Annotated in this window: 15 protein-coding genes; 3 read left to right on the top strand and 12 right to left on the bottom strand. The window is 43.5% G+C overall.

What is annotated here, in order from left to right:
* Positions 1-75 precede the first annotated feature (75 nt).
* The 3 genes from GX654_21965 to tadA all read right to left on the bottom strand — a co-directional run bounded on the left by GX654_21965 (position 76) and on the right by tadA (position 3,144).
* Entirely contained in the window at positions 76-525 is a 450-nt protein-coding gene (locus tag GX654_21965; GenBank protein ID NLD39528.1) for a prepilin-type N-terminal cleavage/methylation domain-containing protein, read from the bottom strand.
* Positions 525-1,124 (bottom strand): hypothetical protein, encoded by a 600-nt coding sequence (locus GX654_21960; protein NLD39527.1) that lies wholly within the window; start codon positions 1,122-1,124, stop codon positions 525-527. The genes GX654_21965 and GX654_21960 overlap by 1 nt, the downstream gene beginning before the upstream one ends.
* Positions 1,125-1,230: 106 nt before the next feature.
* Positions 1,231-3,144 (bottom strand): Flp pilus assembly complex ATPase component TadA, encoded by a 1,914-nt coding sequence (tadA, locus tag GX654_21955; GenBank protein NLD39526.1) that lies wholly within the window; start codon positions 3,142-3,144, stop codon positions 1,231-1,233.
* A 292-nt stretch (positions 3,145-3,436) separates the two neighbouring features.
* On the opposite strand from tadA, the gene GX654_21950 reads away from it, so the two are divergent.
* Positions 3,437-5,995: a CHASE2 domain-containing protein gene (locus GX654_21950; GenBank protein NLD39525.1), complete on the top strand. Its 2,559-nt coding sequence runs from the start codon at positions 3,437-3,439 to the stop codon at positions 5,993-5,995.
* A 33-nt stretch (positions 5,996-6,028) separates the two neighbouring features.
* On the opposite strand, the gene GX654_21945 is transcribed toward GX654_21950, so the two are convergent.
* The 7 genes from GX654_21945 to mpl all read right to left on the bottom strand — a co-directional run bounded on the left by GX654_21945 (position 6,029) and on the right by mpl (position 14,151).
* Entirely contained in the window at positions 6,029-6,892 is an 864-nt protein-coding gene (locus GX654_21945) for a bifunctional 5,10-methylenetetrahydrofolate dehydrogenase/5,10-methenyltetrahydrofolate cyclohydrolase (GenBank protein NLD39524.1), read from the bottom strand.
* Positions 6,893-6,902: 10 nt separating this feature from the next.
* The gene (locus tag GX654_21940) at positions 6,903-7,535 is read right to left on the bottom strand and encodes a cyclodeaminase/cyclohydrolase family protein (GenBank protein NLD39523.1); all 633 of its coding nucleotides are present in this window, start codon (positions 7,533-7,535) and stop codon (positions 6,903-6,905) included.
* 150 nt (positions 7,536-7,685) lie between these two features.
* Positions 7,686-8,636, bottom strand: a complete 951-nt coding sequence (locus GX654_21935; GenBank protein ID NLD39522.1) for a DUF4340 domain-containing protein — start codon at positions 8,634-8,636, stop codon at positions 7,686-7,688.
* A 21-nt stretch (positions 8,637-8,657) separates the two neighbouring features.
* A complete protein-coding gene (locus GX654_21930; protein NLD39521.1) occupies positions 8,658-10,892 on the bottom strand; it encodes an ABC transporter permease in 2,235 nt (744 codons plus the stop codon).
* Positions 10,893-10,902: 10 nt separating this feature from the next.
* Positions 10,903-11,607, bottom strand: a complete 705-nt coding sequence (locus GX654_21925) for an ABC transporter (protein NLD39520.1) — start codon at positions 11,605-11,607, stop codon at positions 10,903-10,905.
* A 1-nt stretch (position 11,608) separates the two neighbouring features.
* Positions 11,609-12,544 carry an ATP-binding cassette domain-containing protein gene (locus tag GX654_21920; protein ID NLD39519.1) on the bottom strand — a complete coding sequence of 312 codons (936 nt, stop codon included), beginning with the start codon at positions 12,542-12,544 and terminating at the stop codon, positions 11,609-11,611.
* Positions 12,545-12,690: 146 nt separating this feature from the next.
* The gene (gene mpl, locus GX654_21915) at positions 12,691-14,151 is read right to left on the bottom strand and encodes a UDP-N-acetylmuramate:L-alanyl-gamma-D-glutamyl-meso-diaminopimelate ligase (protein NLD39518.1); all 1,461 of its coding nucleotides are present in this window, start codon (positions 14,149-14,151) and stop codon (positions 12,691-12,693) included.
* 71 nt (positions 14,152-14,222) lie between these two features.
* Between mpl and GX654_21910 the strand changes: the two genes are divergently transcribed.
* Positions 14,223-14,408 (top strand): 50S ribosomal protein L28, encoded by a 186-nt coding sequence (locus tag GX654_21910; GenBank protein ID NLD39517.1) that lies wholly within the window; start codon positions 14,223-14,225, stop codon positions 14,406-14,408.
* An 81-nt stretch (positions 14,409-14,489) separates the two neighbouring features.
* Here the strand turns inward: GX654_21910 and GX654_21905 are convergent, their stop codons facing one another.
* Positions 14,490-16,631, bottom strand: coding sequence for a bifunctional (p)ppGpp synthetase/guanosine-3',5'-bis(diphosphate) 3'-pyrophosphohydrolase (locus GX654_21905; GenBank protein NLD39516.1), 2,142 nt, complete (start codon positions 16,629-16,631; stop codon positions 14,490-14,492).
* A gap of 17 nt (positions 16,632-16,648) precedes the next feature.
* The gene (gene ispG, locus GX654_21900) at positions 16,649-17,719 is read right to left on the bottom strand and encodes a flavodoxin-dependent (E)-4-hydroxy-3-methylbut-2-enyl-diphosphate synthase (protein ID NLD39515.1); all 1,071 of its coding nucleotides are present in this window, start codon (positions 17,717-17,719) and stop codon (positions 16,649-16,651) included.
* A 169-nt stretch (positions 17,720-17,888) separates the two neighbouring features.
* On the opposite strand from ispG, the gene GX654_21895 reads away from it, so the two are divergent.
* Positions 17,889-18,173 (top strand): hypothetical protein, encoded by a 285-nt coding sequence (locus tag GX654_21895; protein NLD39514.1) that lies wholly within the window; start codon positions 17,889-17,891, stop codon positions 18,171-18,173.
* The last annotated feature ends 405 nt before the right edge of the window (positions 18,174-18,578 follow it).

The following is an 18,578-nucleotide window of genomic DNA, read 5'->3' as shown; positions in this document are numbered from 1 at the left end:
CAATTCTTACATTAACACGCCAAAATAGAGTTATTTATATCTAAATATTGGAATATTTTACATCTATTAATCAGATTACGGAAAAACTATCTCCACGTTTCCATTTTTATAGAGTGTGGCCATTACAACAGAGGCACCATCGAATAAAGTAAAATTCGCATCAGGGGATGAAGATATTATCAGATTAAAATCACCATTTTCATCAACACGTAGTTCGTATTCTACAAAATGACCTTTAGGGATTTCGAGATGCAGATTTTTATAAATCTCGTCCCGCGCATTTTCTGGTTTAGCTCCATCATGATACACACTAAGAGTTTCACCTATCTTAAAATACTCATTATTTTCCAGATAATATGCAATCTGGGCATTGATTATCTGATAGAGCATGACCTTGGCCTCTGAGCCATATATCCTCTGCCTTATTACACTGTAGGCAGGTATGGCGGTTGCCGCCAGGATGCCTATGATTGCAAACACAACCATCATCTCTACAAGTGTAAACCCTTTTTTATTCAAGGTCATTATTCTACCCCTCCCTTCTCTGCCCCATATTTAATGCCCTGAGGAGATAGAATTATATTCATGCTTCCAGGCTCAGATTCAGCAAGAGAAAGGGTATACCCTGTAACAGGCTCCTTTCTATAAATAAGCCCATTCAGATAGTGCAGGTCTTCTTTTGCCATGCGAAGATATTTAGGGACCAATACAAATAAATCATCAGGATATTCTTTGTTTTCATAATGGTGATAACGCCTGATTGAACTATCCACCATAAAAAGCAATACCCTTCCCTTTTTAGAGTAATCCATCTTCTGCCCGGGCGCACTTTCACCGCCAAAGAGTATAACCACCCACATTACGCTTATAAGTACACAGGACAGGAGTACAAAATAATGAAAAGGCCCCCAGGTTGTTTTCTTTTTTTCATGTTCTTTTTCCAGCGCCTTTTTCTTTTTTTCCACAAGTGAACCGCCCGCACCAGATACTGTCTGGAGCATCGCGCAGTTAAAGCACAGATACTGCCCCGGTTTCACCTCTTCAGCGCAGTCATCACATACAGGTATGTTGCAGCTTGCACAGAATTTATCAGCATTACGGTTTGGATGGTTTTTACACTTCATTTATTTGCCTTTTCATGATGAAAATTTCATATAATTTAGATTAAATACACTAAATAGTCAATAATGAAAACAAAGCAAAAATAATCAAAAAAATCAGGTCATTATTCTACTGACCGGCAGTCAGATCGCTCCTGCAATAGGGGCAAACCACCCATCCCGGTTGAGATATTCTACCGCATGAAGCGCATGAGGGGACAAGTATCTGCTTGCAGAAGGGGCAGTCCCTGAAATCAAGGCTTACACCCTTTCCGCATGAGGGGCAGATGGTTGTGAGTTCTTCCTTCTGCTGAACCGCTTTCAGTACCTCGTCAATAGTGGTTATGCCTGCCTCCACCTTATTCATACCGCTAACCCCAAGGGTGGTCATACCGGTGGCTATTGCTGCCTCCCTTATTATATCAACCGAGGCAGATGCATGTATCAATTCCCTGATCTTATGCCCCATTACCATTACTTCGTCAATAAGGGTCCTCCCCTTGTAACCAACCTGACCGCAGGCGCTGCACCCTGCCCCCCTGTAAAATTTGAAAGGCAGATTATCCCTGCTTAAGCTTACCCTGGAGAGTATCTCCTGTTCAGGTATATACTCCTCCTTGCAGTTGGGGCATATCTTTCTTACAAGCCGCTGGGCCACAACACCAAGTATGGATGATGTAATAAGATAAGGTGGCATCCCTATATCAACGAGTCTTGTAACCGCTGAAGGGGCGTCATTTGTATGGAGGGTGGAAAGCACAAGATGCCCGGTAAGGGCCGACTGAAGAGAAATCTCTGCTGTCTCTTTATCCCTTATTTCACCGATCATAATCACATTCGGGTCCTGCCTTAAAATGGATCTTAAGACACTTGGAAATGTCAGACCCACCTTCTCATTTATCTGAACCTGGTTAATACCGTGGAGTTCAAACTCAACAGGGTCTTCGACCGTGATGATATTGATCTCCTCGGATATCACCTCGCTCATGCAGGCATACAGGGAAGAGGTTTTACCGCTTCCTGTTGGCCCGGTGATAAGTATCATGCCCTGGGGCTGGTTGATAAAATTCCTGATAGTGGTATAGCTCCTGGGATTAAAGCCAAGGTCTTTGATCCTTAAGGATGTTTCATCCTTGTTAAGTATCCTTATAACCGCCTTTTCGCCATAATATGTGGGCAGGGTCGAGACGCGGAGGTCAACAGACATGTTTTTGGATCTTACCTTTATCCTGCCATCCTGAGGAAGCCTTCGCTCGGATATGTCCATGCCGCCCAGCACCTTTATACGCGATATGATAATGGGCTGTGTCCATTTCGGGAGTTTAGGCATGGAGTCCTGTAGAACCCCGTCTATACGGTTTCTAACCCTGACATGGTTTTCCTGTGCCTCAATGTGCACATCGCTTGCCCCCCTTTTTATGGCATTTCTGATAATAAGGTCTACCATCTTTATAAAGGGAGAGTCCTTGAACTCCTCTACAGTATGAGCCTCCTCCTCTTCCCCCTTTTCATCGGGTAAAAACTCCATCATCTCATCGTTTTCAAACTCACTGGTCACTTCACTCAGTGATTTGACAGGATTATAGTGTTTTTGAAGGATATCCTGTATCTGGCTCGCGGTTGAGATAGCTGGCTTAATTTTGTACCCGGTAATAAACTGGAGATCCTTGAGCATATTAAGATCAAGCGGGTCTGCCATTGCCACTTCAAGGATGTTATTGGTGATAGTGATACCAAGGCAGTTAAATCTGAGGGCTGTCTCCCTGGGGATAATCTCAAGGGTTTTTGGTTCTATTGTATAATCACTAAGGTCTATGTATTCAATTTTAAGCTGAAGGGCAAGGGCAAGGGCCATCTCCTCTTCGGATATGAATTTCTTCTCAACAAGTATATCTCCAAGCCTCTTACCTGTATCACGCTGGATATTTAATGCCTCTGTCAGGTGCTCAACATTTATCAGACCTGTCTCAACAAGCACCTCTCCCAGTTTTCTTCTTGGGGTAGCAATCCTTCTGGCAGGTGATTTTGCCTTATTTAAAGCCATCTCTTCTGACATCAATAATACCTGAAAAAACCCTTAATAATGCTAATACAGTTTATAAAACCGGATCAAAAAAGTTATACACCCTGAAAGGGAATATCCATAATTGTTTTATTTTGACATAGTATCCCGAATATTATATTTAGATATCCGAAATATTTGAAAATTTCAACAGGTTATTGCACATCGTGCTATATATGATAATCAGGATTATGACTGCACTGATAAATAATCAGGTGCAGTTTGTTTTTTCTGTAATCAACTGAATATCGGAAAGTCAATACTTTAAGAAAAAATGATAAGAATCAAGACCAATATTAACTATCTTCTGAGGGGCATAATTATCTCTGCCCTCTTTATCCTGTTATCCTTTCAGAATTTCAATCTTTTTGAATCCATTGAACAGTTTATATACGGAATAGAGATGCGCTTTGCACTGGCCTCCCCGGCAGGTGCAGGCAGGATATCAATGGTAAACATTGATAAAAAAAGCATTGAAAGGCTTGGTCCCTGGCCCTGGCCGAGGTCATATATTGCGCGGATGATAGAAAAGCTCAGTGAAAACGGGGCAAAACTGATCGCCCTTGATCTTGAAGGGCTTGACCGGAAGGAAGAAAATTCAGGGCTCAGGGAGATAAAAAACCTCTCTGTAGATATCTCGACCCTTAACCTCCCGCAGGATGAAACATTAAGGATAAGGGGCCTGCTTGATGCTGCTGAGAGCAGGCTGGATAATGACAGTTTGCTTATTACCTCAACTAAAAAAAGCGGCAGGGTAATTTTACCGGCCATTATATTAAACAGCGATGCTGATCCTGTGTTCAGCGAGTATCAGACACAGATCATAAGCAAGGCAAATATTGATACACCTGAACTTCCAGATAATTCCATGCACAGGTTCAACAATATCATGTTACCATTTACCGGTCTGGCAATTAACTGTTTTGGTATTGGACATAACAATCTCTCACCAGAAAATACAATGGGCGGAAGAAGGCACCCCCTGTTCCTTAACCTCAGGTATAATTTCAGAGACAATATAATACCTTCAATGGCCTTCAGGCTTGCACAGGAGTATATTGGAGGCAAGGCTAACAGACCTGAATTCATAGGCGGAGAGGTCATATTTGAAGGCAAAATCATCCCTGCGCAAAAAGGCGAGGTGCTTGTAAAATTTATTGGCGGGGCGCGTTCATTCCCCTATTATTCCTTTGTTGATATCTATAATGAAGAAAAGGTGCCCCCTGTTTTTGAGGATAAGATAGTCCTGATCGGATACACCGCTGATGATCAGGCCAGGGTATCCACACCTGTTGACATGAATATGCCAAGGGTCGAGTTTACTGCCAATGTAATACAGGCCATTATTGAGGGCAACTACATAAAACGCCCCGGCACAATGATCTATTTTGAAGGGTTCTTAATCTTAATACTTGTAATACTATTTTCTCACCTTCTTCCCGCAACAACACAGCTCAACCGGCTTTGCATAGTAGCAGGGGTCGGGCTGATCGTAATATTCACAGGGGTTATCTCCTTTGTGATAATGGATGTCTGGCTGAAAACGGTATACATACTGGGCGCTGTTGCTGTCCTGTATGCGACAGTAACCGTAAGGGATATTGCAGCCAATCAGAAACTGCTGGGCATACAGTCAGAAGAATTCATGGAATCAAACAGGATGCTGGGCCTAAGCTTCCAGAGTCAGGGGCTCCTTGATCTTGCCTTTGAAAAATTCAGAAAATGCGACCTGGACAGCTCCATGAAGGATGTTATCTACAACCTTGGCCTTGATTACGAAAGAAAACGCATGATCAACAAGGCCATAAGCGTTTATGAATACATAGCTGAAAAGGACCTCAGCTTCAGGGACCTCGAATCCAGGATATTTAAGCTGAAAGAGGCGCTTGGCATTGCTGTAACACCACCGGGAAAGGTGAGAAAGGACACAAAGATCCTGATGGTTAATGACCTTGAAATCAGGCCTACTGTTGGCCGCTACGAGATTACAAGGGAGATCGGGCAGGGGGCAATGGGTATAGTATATGAGGCCAATGACCCCAAGATAAACAGGCGCATTGCAATAAAGACCATCAGGTTCTCTGATGAATTTGAAGAATCAAAGGTTCAGGAGGTAAAAAGCAGGTTTTTCAGGGAGGCGGAGATAGCAGGGAGGCTAAGCCACCCGTCGATCGTTTCGATCTATGATGCTGGCGAAGATTATGACCTGACCTATCTTGCAATGGAATACCTGGAGGGTAAAGACCTTAGAGCATACTGCACAAAAGGGAAACTTAAGCCCCTGCGCACTGTACTCTTTATCATAAGCGAGGTCGCCTTTGCCCTTGATCATGCCCATAACAAGGGGGTAATACACAGGGATATTAAACCAGGCAATATTATGCTGTTAAAAAGCGGCAAGGTAAAGGTCACTGACTTCGGCATAGCAAAGGCTGTCTCATCAACCTCCACAAAAAGCGGCGTTGTCTTAGGCACTCCAAATTACATGTCACCGGAACAGATAAATGGCGGCGAGATAGACGGGAGATCAGACCTCTTTTCACTTGGCGTTGTCATGCATGAGATGCTGTCAGGGGATCTCCCGTTCCACGGAAAGAATATTACAAACCTTCTGTACCAGATAACACAGGAAAGACATGCCCCGATCAGGGAGAAGAACCCGAAGGTGCCAAAGGTATGTGAACAGATCATAAACAAGGCCCTTGAAAAAGACCCTGACAAAAGATTCCAGTCAGGCATGGAAATGGCGGTTTATTTAAGGGCAGTAATCAAGAAGATAGATGAGGCAAAACAGAGAAGGGATGATACAACAAGGGAGATGACGCCATCCTGAAATCATCTCCCTTAAATTATTCCTGCATTATTTCTACTTTATACTATTCTGTAATTCACATGCCATTATGGTCTGCTTGCAAAGTACAGATGTAGTTACAGAACCAACGCCTGCGGGCACCGGAGAAATCCTGGCCACAACAGGTTCTGCTGCCTGGAAATCCACGTCGCCGCAGTATTTACCGGGGTTTTCCGGGTCAGGATTGATGCCTACATCTATAACAACCTGACCTGGCTTAACATAATTACCCTTGATCATCTTTGCCTTGCCCACAGCAGCAATAAGCACATCACTATCTTTACATACTGAAGGAAGGTCTTCAGTCCTTGAGTGACATATTGTAACGGTTGCATGTTCCCTTAAAAGCAGCATTGCAAGGGGTTTACCTACAACAAGTGATCTCCCGACAACCGTGCATTTTTTGCCTTTAAGCTGGACATTGTAATGACGGAGCATCTCCATGCATGCGGTCGGCGTGCAGGGAGGAAAGCCTGTGGGGTCATCAGTAAAGATCTTGGCAGCGCCTGCTGTCGTCAGACAGTCAACATCCTTTTCAACAGGGATTAGTTCCCTGATCTTTTTGCTGTCAAGGGTATCAGGCAGGGGAAAAAACATGAGTATCCCGTGCACATCCTTTTTTGCACCGATCTCTTTTACCGCATTTTCAAGGGCTGCCTGCGCTATATCCACAGGGAATTCAAACACCTCACAATCCATCCCGATTCCAGCGCATGTCTTTTTTGCCCCGCCTTCATAAAAAAGGTCATCAGGCCTTGCACCAACACGGATAATCCCCAGTTTTGGGGAGATATTTTTAGCCTTAAGTGCCTCAACCCTTTTTGTAAGATCTTCCTTCATTGCATCAACAACAGGCTTTGCCTTTAGTATTTCTGCCATATTTAGCTCCTTATTTCCTTAATTTTCCTATAACAAGGTTCAACGTATCATCAGCAAGTTTACACCCTTCAGCTAACAGGGAGTCCATCTCCTTCCTTGTCTTATCCAGGAAGTCTGCGTTCTTTATTGTGTTAAGATTAATTATAATATTGAGACTACCTGCAATAAGTGCGCTTTTCAGGAATGTTACACCGCAGCCCACATCAGATAAAGCTATTGCTGTCCCGATCTGGCCCATCCTGGCATGAATCTTTATCCCTTCAAATGATTTGCGCATTATTTCCATTGGAACAGAGCATGCAGCAATACTGCAATTTTCTATTGTCTCATCCTTATACTTTATCTCTTCCGGTGTATTTTTGGGCAGGCCATATGCCTTTGAAAGGGGTTCAAAGACCTCGGCATCTTTATCCACAAGGCTTTCAAGCTCTTTAATAATATCCTCACCACGTTTTATCAGTTCTATTACTTCAGGCTCTACATCCGCATATTTCTTTTTACCCAGAGTAAGATTGCCTACCATGTTACTTAAGGCCATACCTATAGCGCCACCAAGGGCAGCAGCCCCTCCACCGCCCGGCACAGGGGTCTTTGATGCTAGCGCGGCAATAAAATTTTTACTGGAATCATCAAGCATTGACATAATTATCTCTCCTTTTAATTTTTTTATGGCCGTTAACAGCCATGATTATATTTAACTCAACTATTTCATTTTCCTTTAAGGAGATGAAATATCTGTCTATATAGTACAAATCTATCCGCAGCATCAAGTTATTTATACAGATTACTTTAGTTATGCGTCGGGTTTTTCCTCGTTATTAACCCCTATGATATCCTCAAATTTCTCCCTGATATTGTCTATCCTCCATGCATAGAGATAAAAAGGCGAGGGGTTATCCGATGATTGAGCCCTGTAATCATCCTCTTTTTTGGGATAAACAGTCAGTATATGGTCAGTTTTATCCCTGACCCTGACCACATACAGGGGGCTATCAAGCTCTTCAGATGCTTCATCATAGATGTATTTGAAGCATTTTATACTGGCTATTTCATCCAGGATAGAGATCATTTTAGCATGCTCTGCCTTTATGCCATCCTCTGATTCCCACTGAAATAGCTCACCATTTTTATCATTACCTTCGCCCTGGGGCTGTGCCTTTCTGGTGAATACCCAATCCTTGCCATCCCCTTTAAATGAGACGCTCTCCACGTCATCTCTATTAAAGGCGATAACCTTTTTATCCCTTATTTCATCCACATCCGGCACAAATATGTCCCTCAGGTCTTCACGCGCATGATAGACCACCGGGTCATCTCCAATCCTGATAAAGGTATAATTCTGGACACCGGCAGGATTACCTATATCTACTATTCTAAGCTCCTTTTCCCCTGAAATGGCCTTTACCATGATTCGTTTTTTTTCATCCAGCCCGTACCTTAAATAGTCCTCTGAATCAGATACAACGGTCATTAACAGAGGCCTTTTAAGAAAATCCACCATCTGCCCTATCTTGTAACTGTCCGCAGGATAATTTTCAGACCCGATCAGCCATTTATCATTTTCTTTTTTAATTTTAAACTCTTTGCCATCTCCGCTTATAAGAATGCCGGATATCTCTTCAGATGCTATTTCAGAGACCTCCGGAATTTCATACTGTATACGGCTCTCCTTTCTTAAAGAGATATATATGGCGAGAGCTGCTATGACCAGAATAAGTATAAGATATTCTTTTTTCATCTTCATATGAAACCTCTACTTGAAATATTATTCTTTCAATTCCATGTTTACCGGCCTTTTAAATGCATCCTGTATTGCCAGTTTTCTCCTGTGGCGTAAACCCCATATAAAAAGGCCAAATAGCGCCACGATTACAGGTAACCCGATTATATTAAAGAACTTGATGCCCGACTTTGCCCAGGGGGTAATCCGTGCAAGTGGATTTAGGCTCCCGGTCTTGCTCCTCATGACCGCTGTCTCCTCCCTCCCGTTCAGGTAATCAATAAGGTTCATGATAAATATGGAATTCACATTGCCTCCATCCGGGCTTATCACCGAGTTATCCAAAAGATAGGAGGTGCCTGCTATAAAGAGCTTTCCCGGCCTGCCCTTTACTATCTTTTTCTCTTCGCTCTTTACCATGCCCGCATCAATGGCCGGTTTCTCCTCCGCCTTTGTCTTTGCCTCACCCTCCTCTGGCGTATCATCTTCCCCCTCTTTTTCATCCTTCATAACTGCCTCGGGGACCGGCTTATCCGCAAAATAGCTGGTAAAGGCCCCCTCAACTGTATAGGCAAGGGGGATGCTCTTAAGAGGGGTATCAGGAGCAGGTGGCCTTATCATCATAGGATTAAGATTGATCGGCTCCTGCATCTCCCAGGATTTTAAAGATGATGAAAAAAGTTTATGAATGGTCAAACCCTTTTCACTGATAAGTTTTTCATCAAGCACAACAGGCGAACTCTTCTGAACAAGGAGCCCCCTTATATCCTTTATAAAAAGGAGTTTTTTATTGATCATCTCATCATTGACCTGTGAAACATAATAGAGCGGCTGTTCCCCTCCGCCATACTCAGGGGGAAGCTCTGCCTTGTAACAGTCCTGATCCAGCACAATGGATTTTTCTATATTAATACCCCAGTGGTTAAGTAATTTTTCAAGGCCGGTATCAATCGGCCTGTACTGCCCGCCGCCACCCTGCTGAGAGGGTAGCTCCTCAAATGAATCAAGAAAAAGGGCTATGCTCTTCCCCTGCATCAGAAACTGGTCTATGCGGAAGAGCTCATAATCTGTAAAGGGCTCCTTCGGGCTTGCAATCAAAAGGCAATTCATCCCCTCCAGCATATCCCTGTCTGTTAACTTTACCTCCTTGACAGAATATGTAGCAGACACCATCTCATTGAACCGTGAGACATTCCCCTGGCTGGGCATACCGGGCATATTAAAATCCCTGCCCCACAGGTTTATACACCCGTGGTCAGCCAGATATCCCAGGTTTTCATTGATATCTATAAGGGACTCAATACTCTTCTGAATCACCTCCTCCACATCAGCCATATCCACAAGCTGATATAAAGTATTCATCTGCTGACCACCGATAAAGGGTATCTGGAATCTTTCAAGGAGGGGTATCTCAAGGGCATTCCCCTTGTATTCCACAAAAATGCCTATAGAGCCCTTCCCTGCCATGACTGACTGTTCAGGTATCTCCGGCCACTCCATTGTCGTAACATTGTATTTTTTCACCTGCTGTTCAATAGATGGGTCTGCTGAGGGGTCAAGCATTAGATATTCCAGTCTTCCGAATGTCTTACTATTCAGTTTCTCTATGATCTCGCTGACCTTTGCAGGGATGTCGGAAAAGGTCTCCACCCCGATAAAGGGGGCGATCTTTTCAAGGGATGAGGACAGGAACAACTTGACCTTAATGTTCGCTTCCAGTTTCTGAAAGCTGCTTATCTTGTTGTTGAGCTTCTGTATGGTGGTGGTGAGTCGGTACTCAAGCCTGTCAGTGGATGATATGGCAGGTATCCTTTCTACAAGGTCGCCATGTATGATAACAAGCCCCATATATGCCATCTTGAACTTGAATTCATCCTGGTCAAGCACCTGTATCTGAACCGGCCTGATACCATAGCTCTCTGCAAGCTCCTGGTTTTTTCTTATCTCGTTGTCCAGACCACCCTCCTGGGTGCTCACATCATAAAACCTGTAGTTAAAATGCCTGTTACCGGAGAGGGCATACTCTTCAAGAAGATCATGGAGATATTTCTCCACGCTGTTATAGGGCGCTGGCAGGTTCTTGGTAAAAAATACATATATGGTTAAGGGTTCTTCAAGGGTTGAAACAGCCTTTTTGCTCACATCTGAAATGGAAAATGCCCTGTTTGATGTCAGATCCAGCCTGGAAAAGAGTGTAAAACCCGCCACATTAATGAGGATCACTACAATTAGATAAATACAAAATTTCATAAGATTACCTGATCGTTCATTCGCTTTCATATATCCCCTCCTAATTCTTTCTCTGGATTACCAGGTTAGCACCATAAAGTGCGATAAAGCTGACGCTGATGAAATAGAGGATATCCCTGGAATCGATTACCCCCTTGGCAACATTCTGGAAATGTACATTTGCGCCAAGATATTCAATTGGGGTCACAAGGCCAACCGGCACAAAAAACATCATGCGCTCAACAAGGGTAAGGGCAAAACATATGACCGCGCCGATTATAAAGGCGACAATCTGGTTTCTTGTAATGGATGAGGAAAAGATGCCAACTGCGCTGAATGCTGCCCCCAGCATGATGGCCCCCAAATACCCGGCAATGACCGGACCCCAGTCAAGCTTCCCTATAAAGGAGATAAATATAGGGTAGGAGATGGTCGGTATGAGCATTGATATGATAAATGCAACCGCAGCCATGAACTTACCGGTAACAACATTGGTGAAGGTAACAGGCATTGTAAGGAGTATCTCATATGAACCTGTATTAAGCTCCTCAGAAAACAGGCGCATGGTAATTGCCGGGACAATAAATGCAAAGACCAGCGGAAGCAGTGTAAAAAAGTTTCTCATATCTGCCTGGTTATAAATGAAAAATGTGGTAAAAAAGAACCATCCTGTCACGAGCAGGAATATGGATATCACTATATAGGCTATTGGTGAGACAAAATAGGCATTAAACTCTTTCTTGAAAATATTCCAGCACTTATTCATATCAGTTCTCCCTGGTTAAATCCCTGAATACCTTTTCAAGTGTCTCGACCTCATAATAAAACTCCATAAGTATCCAGGTCTGTTTTTTGATCTCTTTATATATCTCTTCACGAAGATCCCTTCCAGAGCCGCAGTGAACGACCAGTTTAAGAATCCCCGGATCAACCCCGTTTTGAGTAATCCCGGTTACCCCTGAGACAGCGCTCAACACCTCTCTGACATCTTCGAAAAGGGCATTTTTCAGAGATACGTTAACAAGTAACTCCTTTCCCATGCGGCCCTTAATTGTATCAATACCCTCATCGGCCACGATCCTGCCCCTGTTTATTATGATAATCCTGTCACATGTAGCCTCTGCCTCGCTTAATATATGGGTGGAGAGTATTACTGTCTTTTCTTTACCTATCTCCCTAATGATATCCCTAATTTCAACGATCTGGTTAGGGTCAAGCCCGGATGTAGGTTCATCAAGTATCAGTATCTCTGGGTCATCTATCATGGCGTGGGCGAGCCCCACCCTCTGTTTATAGCCCTTTGAGAGTGTGCCTATTGGTTTGTGCATTGCCTCGTTAATACCGCACAGGTCAGCAACATACTTTAATCTGGATTCAATATGCCCCTTTTCAATACCCCTGATCTCAGCCACATATTTGAGATAATCATAGGCAAGCATCTCATTATACAGGGGGGCGGATTCAGGAAGATACCCGATAAGGCCTTTGACCTTCAGAGGGTTTTCATCTATGTCAATATCCTTGATCCTGATGCTGCCTGATGATGGCATAAGAAACCCGGTGAGCATCCTCAATGTTGTTGTCTTTCCTGCCCCGTTTGGCCCAAGAAGGCCAACGATCTCGCCTCTCCTGATATTGAGGCTGATATTATCCACAGCACACTGTGTGCCGTAGAACTTTGTCAATCCTTCAGCATTAATCATAGTTCTCTCCCTGATCATAAATTCAGTGACATATGACGTACATCTTTATAGCTAACCACGGAGATTTAACTTTTAATTTTTCACTCCGTGCTCTCCGTGTTCTCCGTGGTAAAAAAATTGTGTTATCCTATTTACCTAAAATATTTTTAAATTTTTTTCAACACCCTATCATGAATATTATCAAAAGCGCCGTTTGACATGATAAGGATCACATCCCCCTTACCGGTGTTTGATAAAATCAGCTCAATAAGCCTGTCTGTGTTCTCTCCATAAAAGGCATTGATACCCCTTTTTTTCATGGCCTCCACAAGGCCCTGTGAAGAAAACCGGTTATCGATAGGCACCTTTTCCATTAGTGGTGGTTCAGGGATAAATACCATGTCTGCCTTATCAAACGCCCTGCTGTACATCTCCTGGAACACGCCCCTGCGGCTTGAGTTTGATCTGGGTTCAAACACTGCAATAATGCGTCTCCCCATGTATTTTTCCTTTACAGCCTCTATGGTCTTTTCTACTGCAGTGGGGTGATGTGCAAAATCATCAAGAACCAGTATGCCATTTTTTTCTCCCCTTATCTCCTGTCTTCTCTTTACACCACTGAAAGATGCGATCGCGGCAGGCAGTTTTATTGGTTTTATCCCGATATGATCGGTGAGGGCAATAACAGAGAGGGTATTTGATATATTGTGCCTGCCATACAGCGGGCTTATCAGGTTTACATAATCCTTCCCATCCTTTAGTATCTTCACATGTGTCCCATCCTCTTCATCACTTATATCTACAGCCCTGAACATGGCTGCCTCATTATAACCATATGTAATGACCCTGCACCTTGCCCTTTTTGCCTCCTCATTCACTATAGGATCATCCAAATTTGCTATTAAGAGACCATGAGAAGGAATGATCTCTATAAGCCTGCGGAAACTTGAGATAACATGGTCAAGGTCACGGTATATATCCGCATGATCAAACTCAATGCTTGTAATTATTGTTATAAGAGGTGAATAATGGAGGAATTTAGGCCCCTTATCAAAAAAGGCAGTATCATACTCATCGCCTTCCACCACAAAATAATCACCTCTCCCAAGCCTGAAACTGCTGCCAAAATTTTTAAGAATCCCCCCTACCATAAACCCCGGTTCAATGTCTGTCTCTTCAAGAAGCCATGCAGCAAGTGCAGTGGTAGTGGTCTTCCCGTGGGTACCTGCGATTACCACCGACCTTCTGCCCTGAATGGCAAATGCATTGAGCGCCTGTGGTAATGAGAGATAATTCACATCCATCTCAGACAGCCGCATGGCCTCCGGGTTATTTCTTGTGATGACATTTCCGACTATTACCAGATCCGGGCGGGGAGATAGATTTTCTCCTGAATAGCCCTTTTTGATCTCTATCCCCATATCCATAAGCATGGTGCTCATGGGCGGATACACATTCTGGTCTGATCCGGTCACATGATACCCTTTTACCTTGAATATTCCGGCCAATGAGGCCATGGCTGTTCCGCAGATCCCCATGAGATGTATATGCTCAAGCCTTTCAGGGACCCTGTTAAGCGCCGCTTTTAAGCCGCTTTTTGCATCTGATATATTTTTTATCTGTTCCATAAAATTCTATTGCCTTTTTAAAAATTAAAATCTATATTGACGGGCTCATATTCAATATTAGGAGTCATACAATGTCAAGAGTTTGCGATATTTGCGGAAAAAGGCCGCAGGTTGGATATAAGGTAAGCCATGCTCATAATAAATCAAAAAAGCTCTGGCTTCCAAACCTGCAGAGGGTAAAAACCGTTCAGAACGGTCAGACAAAAAGGATGAAGGTGTGCACCGGCTGCATCAAGACAGGGCTTATAACCAAATAGCATTCATATTCCTTTTCTGCTGTCATTTGAATGAACAGTCTGATCCATTATATACTTAAAGGGAAAGGGAGCGGTAACTATTTATACCCTTTCTACGATTAACACGTTTTCTACCTTTTTAATCGCTCCCATTATTTCCTCAAGCTGTTTATAGCTTGTCACCTGTACAGTAAAATGGGATATACCCTTTTTATCCATTGTAGTCTTTATCTCAGCATTGATAATATTGGCTTCCTTTTTTGATATTATGGCGCTCACATCAGCAAGTACCCCCTTTCTGTCAACAGAGGTTACCCTTACCTTGGCCGTGTAAACATCATCCTTTGCAGGGTCCCACTGCACCTCGACCAGCCTTTCCTGATCAGAGTCAAGTATGTGGCTGCAATTGTATTTATGTATCGTAACCCCGCGGCCCCTCGTTATAAACCCAAGCACGCGTTCACCAGGAAGCGGCCTGCAGCAGTTGGCGAACCTCACAAGCATGTCATCAATGCCCTTTACCCTTATGCCCTTGCTGCTCTTTTTTCTTGTTATCTTTGAAACGACCTTCTGGACAATCCCGACATCTACTTCCTTCTCAATGCCGAGCTTCTCTTTCAGTCTGGTGACCACCTGACTGGCAGAAATCTTTCCATAACCAATATTGGCGAAAAGGTCTTCCAGGGTCTGAAAGGACATCTCCTTTGCCACATCCAGGATGTCCTTGTTTTTTGCAATATTGGAGGTATTGATGTGCAGTTGTTCAAGGCTCTTTTCAAGGATATTTTTTCCAATAGATATACTTTCATCCCTTTCCTCTACCTTGATATACTGCCTTATCCTTGATTTGGCCCTTGTTGTCTTTACAAAGTCAAGCCAGTCCTTTCTTGGATGCTGTTTATTGGAGGTGATAATCTCAATAATATCACCGTTATTCATGATATATTTAATGGGCACCACCCTGCCGTTAACCTTTGCCCCTGTGCATTTTTCTCCTATCTGAGAATGAACACTGTAGGCAAAATCAACCGGGGTTGCCCCTTTTGGAAATGCCTTTACCTCCCCCTTGGGTGTAAATACATATACCTCATCAGGGAAGAGGTCCATCTGCACCATCTCCATGAACTCCTTCGGGTCATGGAGGTTTTTCTGCCATTCCAGTAGCTGCCTGAGCCATGCAAACTGCTTCTGGTCAGACTCGCCTATTTTTATACCCTCTTTATATTTCCAGTGGGCGGCAATCCCTTCTTCTGCCACCTTGTCCATCTCCCATGTCCTGATCTGCACCTCCATGCGCTGAACAAAGGGGCCGATTACCGAGGTATGAAGGGACTGGTACATGTTTGCCTTTGGGAGCGAGATATAATCCTTGAATTTCCCAGGTATAGGCTTCCAGGCTGAATGGATAAGCCCAAGCACCTCATAACACTCCTTAAGGGTGTTTACTATTACCCTGAATGCAACAATATCATATACCTGGTCTACAGTGAGGTTCTGATCCTTCATCTTCTGGTAGATGCTGTAAAAATGTTTGTGCCTTCCCTTGATCGTTGCCTCTATTCCATACTCCCTCACCTTCTGGCCGATAAGATCGCCAACCTCCTGTATAAACTTCTCCCTTGCGCCGCGTCTTTCAGCAATCCCCGCATTTATCTTATTGTATATCTCAGGTTCGAGGTAATAGAGGCACAGGTCTTCAAAGCTTGATTTGAGCCAGTAGATACCCATCCTGCCGGCTAAGGGCGCATATATATCCAGTGTCTCGCGTGCTATTCTTACCTGTTTTTCAGGGGTATGGAATCCCAGGGTCCTCATGTTGTGAAGGCGGTCAGCAAGCTTCACCATTATGACCCTTATATCGCTTGTCATGGCAAGGATCATCTTTCTGATATTTTCCGCCTGACGCTCTTCTGTAGTGCTGAACTGGATCTTGCTGATCTTTGTTACACCGTCAACAATATTTGCCGCCTCTTTACCGAAAAGCCTCTCTATTTCAGTAAGTTCTGCGTCTGTATCCTCGATGGTGTCATGGAGAAGGCCGGCAGCAATGCTTATGGCATCCATCTTCATCTCGGTTAAAAGGTATGCCACCTCAAGGGGGTGAGAAAGATATGGCACACCGGAGAGCCTTACCTGCCCCTGATGTACCTTGGCGGAATAAACATATGCTTTTTCAATGAGGCTTGTATCAGCCTTGGGGTTGTAACTTAAGAGTCTTGAGGTAATATCATTCAGCCGTATCATCGGTCAGCATCTCTATATCAGTCTATAAGCCTTCTAACTTCTGTGATCAGCACATCTGCCAGTTTATCTTCAGGGAGTTTTTCAACAACCTCCCCCTTTTTAAACAGGACACCCTTTCCCCGTGCCCCCGCAATACCTATATCCGCCTCTCTTGCCTCACCGGGGCCATTTACCACACAACCCATTATAGCCACCTTTAAGGGGGTTACAATATCGTTAAGCTCCTTTTCAACCCTTTCCACGATCCCGAAAAGATCAATTTCGCACCTGCCGCAGGTGGGGCATGATATGATCTCAATACCCCTGTGCCTCAGATCAAGCGCTCTTAATATTTCGTATGCAACCTTAACCTCTTCTACAGGGTCCCTTGAAAGGGATACCCTCATTGTGTCACCGATACCTTTTAGTAACAGCGCCCCTATGCCAATGGCGTTTTTAACAGTGCCGGATATTAGACTCCCAGCCTCTGTAATGCCCAGGTGAAAGGGATAATCAGTCCTCTCGGCCAGCAGCTCATATGCCTTGATACATTGAAGGACATTTGAAGATTTAAGTGAGATCTTTATGTTGCGGTAATCAAGCTCTTCAAACAGGGCAATATGTTCAAGCGCGCTCTCAACCATTGCCTCCGGTGTGGGGTGGCCATATTTTTCAAGGAGGTGCTTTGACAGAGAGCCGGCGTTTACCCCGATCCTTATGCATGTATTATGCTTTTCCGCCTCACGGATCACCCTTTCAACATTTTCCCTTCCGCCAATGTTGCCGGGGTTGATCCTGATGCCGTCAGCGCCTCCTTTGATTGTGGCAATAGCAAGGCGGTAGTCAAAATGTATATCCGCTATCAAAGGTATATCGGTACTGGCTTTTATCTCAGCAAATGCTGCGGCTGCCTCATCATCAGGTATGGCTAACCTGACTATTTCACACCCTGCGTTTTTTAATGCATTAACCTGGTTTGTGGTGGCTCTAACATCCCTGGTATCGGTATTTGTCATGGATTGAACCGATACAGGCGCATCACCGCCAATAGGGAACCCGTTTAATGATACCTGCCTGCTCTTTCTTCTTTTCGTATATTGTTCAGTCACTGTTTATGCCTCAGATAGATTACAGAGATAGAATAAATTTTACACAGGGTTTATGTCAACGAAATAGTCTTCCTTCCTTGAATTTTTATATTGAATAACTTGATATATATTGATTATTTTCATATGACTTAAACCATTCTTGATTGCCGGGAATGATGATATCGCATGTATGAAGCTTTCTGCAATTGCCTCAAGGGGCTCAAGGAGCTCAAGAAAAGATTTTGTTGATCTCTATTATCTTATAAATAAATTTAAGCCGCTTGAAGCATATCTTAAGCTTTATATAAAAAAATATAAAAACAGGGACATCTGGCATGTAATAAGGAGTCTGGCCTATTTCAAGGATGCAGAATCAGAACCTGAAATAAATATTATTGAGCCATTTGACTGGGTCAAAATGAAGGCTGATTTTGAAGACTGGATAAAAATGTTAAGCACTGCTAATTTCCTTTAAACCCAAGGACATCAAATAAAAGGCATAGGAAATCCATACACACCACGTCATTCACATCCAGACTGGAATCCAGTTATTTTTCTAGGGGCGGAATTTTTTCCCGATCTCTCTTTAATTTTTCTTTTTTCCTCCCCAGGTGGGAAGGATTATGGAGGGGGTATGTTAGTCTTGTTCCCATGGTCACCTTGGAAACATTTTGCTTTGACGCTCCGCATCTTATTTCAAAAGAAGGATAGTTACTGTTAATATTTTGATGTCTGATTTTCCCTCAACCACGCATAAAAAATTCAAGGCAGTCAAAGTTATTAATCTTCAACTGCCTTTATATTACTGCTTAACAGAAGTCATTTCTGTCAACTGTGTAGGGTGACACACCACTTCTTATATGTAAATTTACCAAGAGTC

Origin of the sequence: Desulfatiglans sp. (assembly GCA_012513605.1) — a bacterium.
In the GTDB taxonomy this organism is placed as follows: domain Bacteria; phylum Desulfobacterota; class DSM-4660; order Desulfatiglandales; family HGW-15; genus JAAZBV01.
Note: the sequence above shows the minus strand (reverse complement) of the source record. Positions and strands in the feature narration are given on the sequence as shown.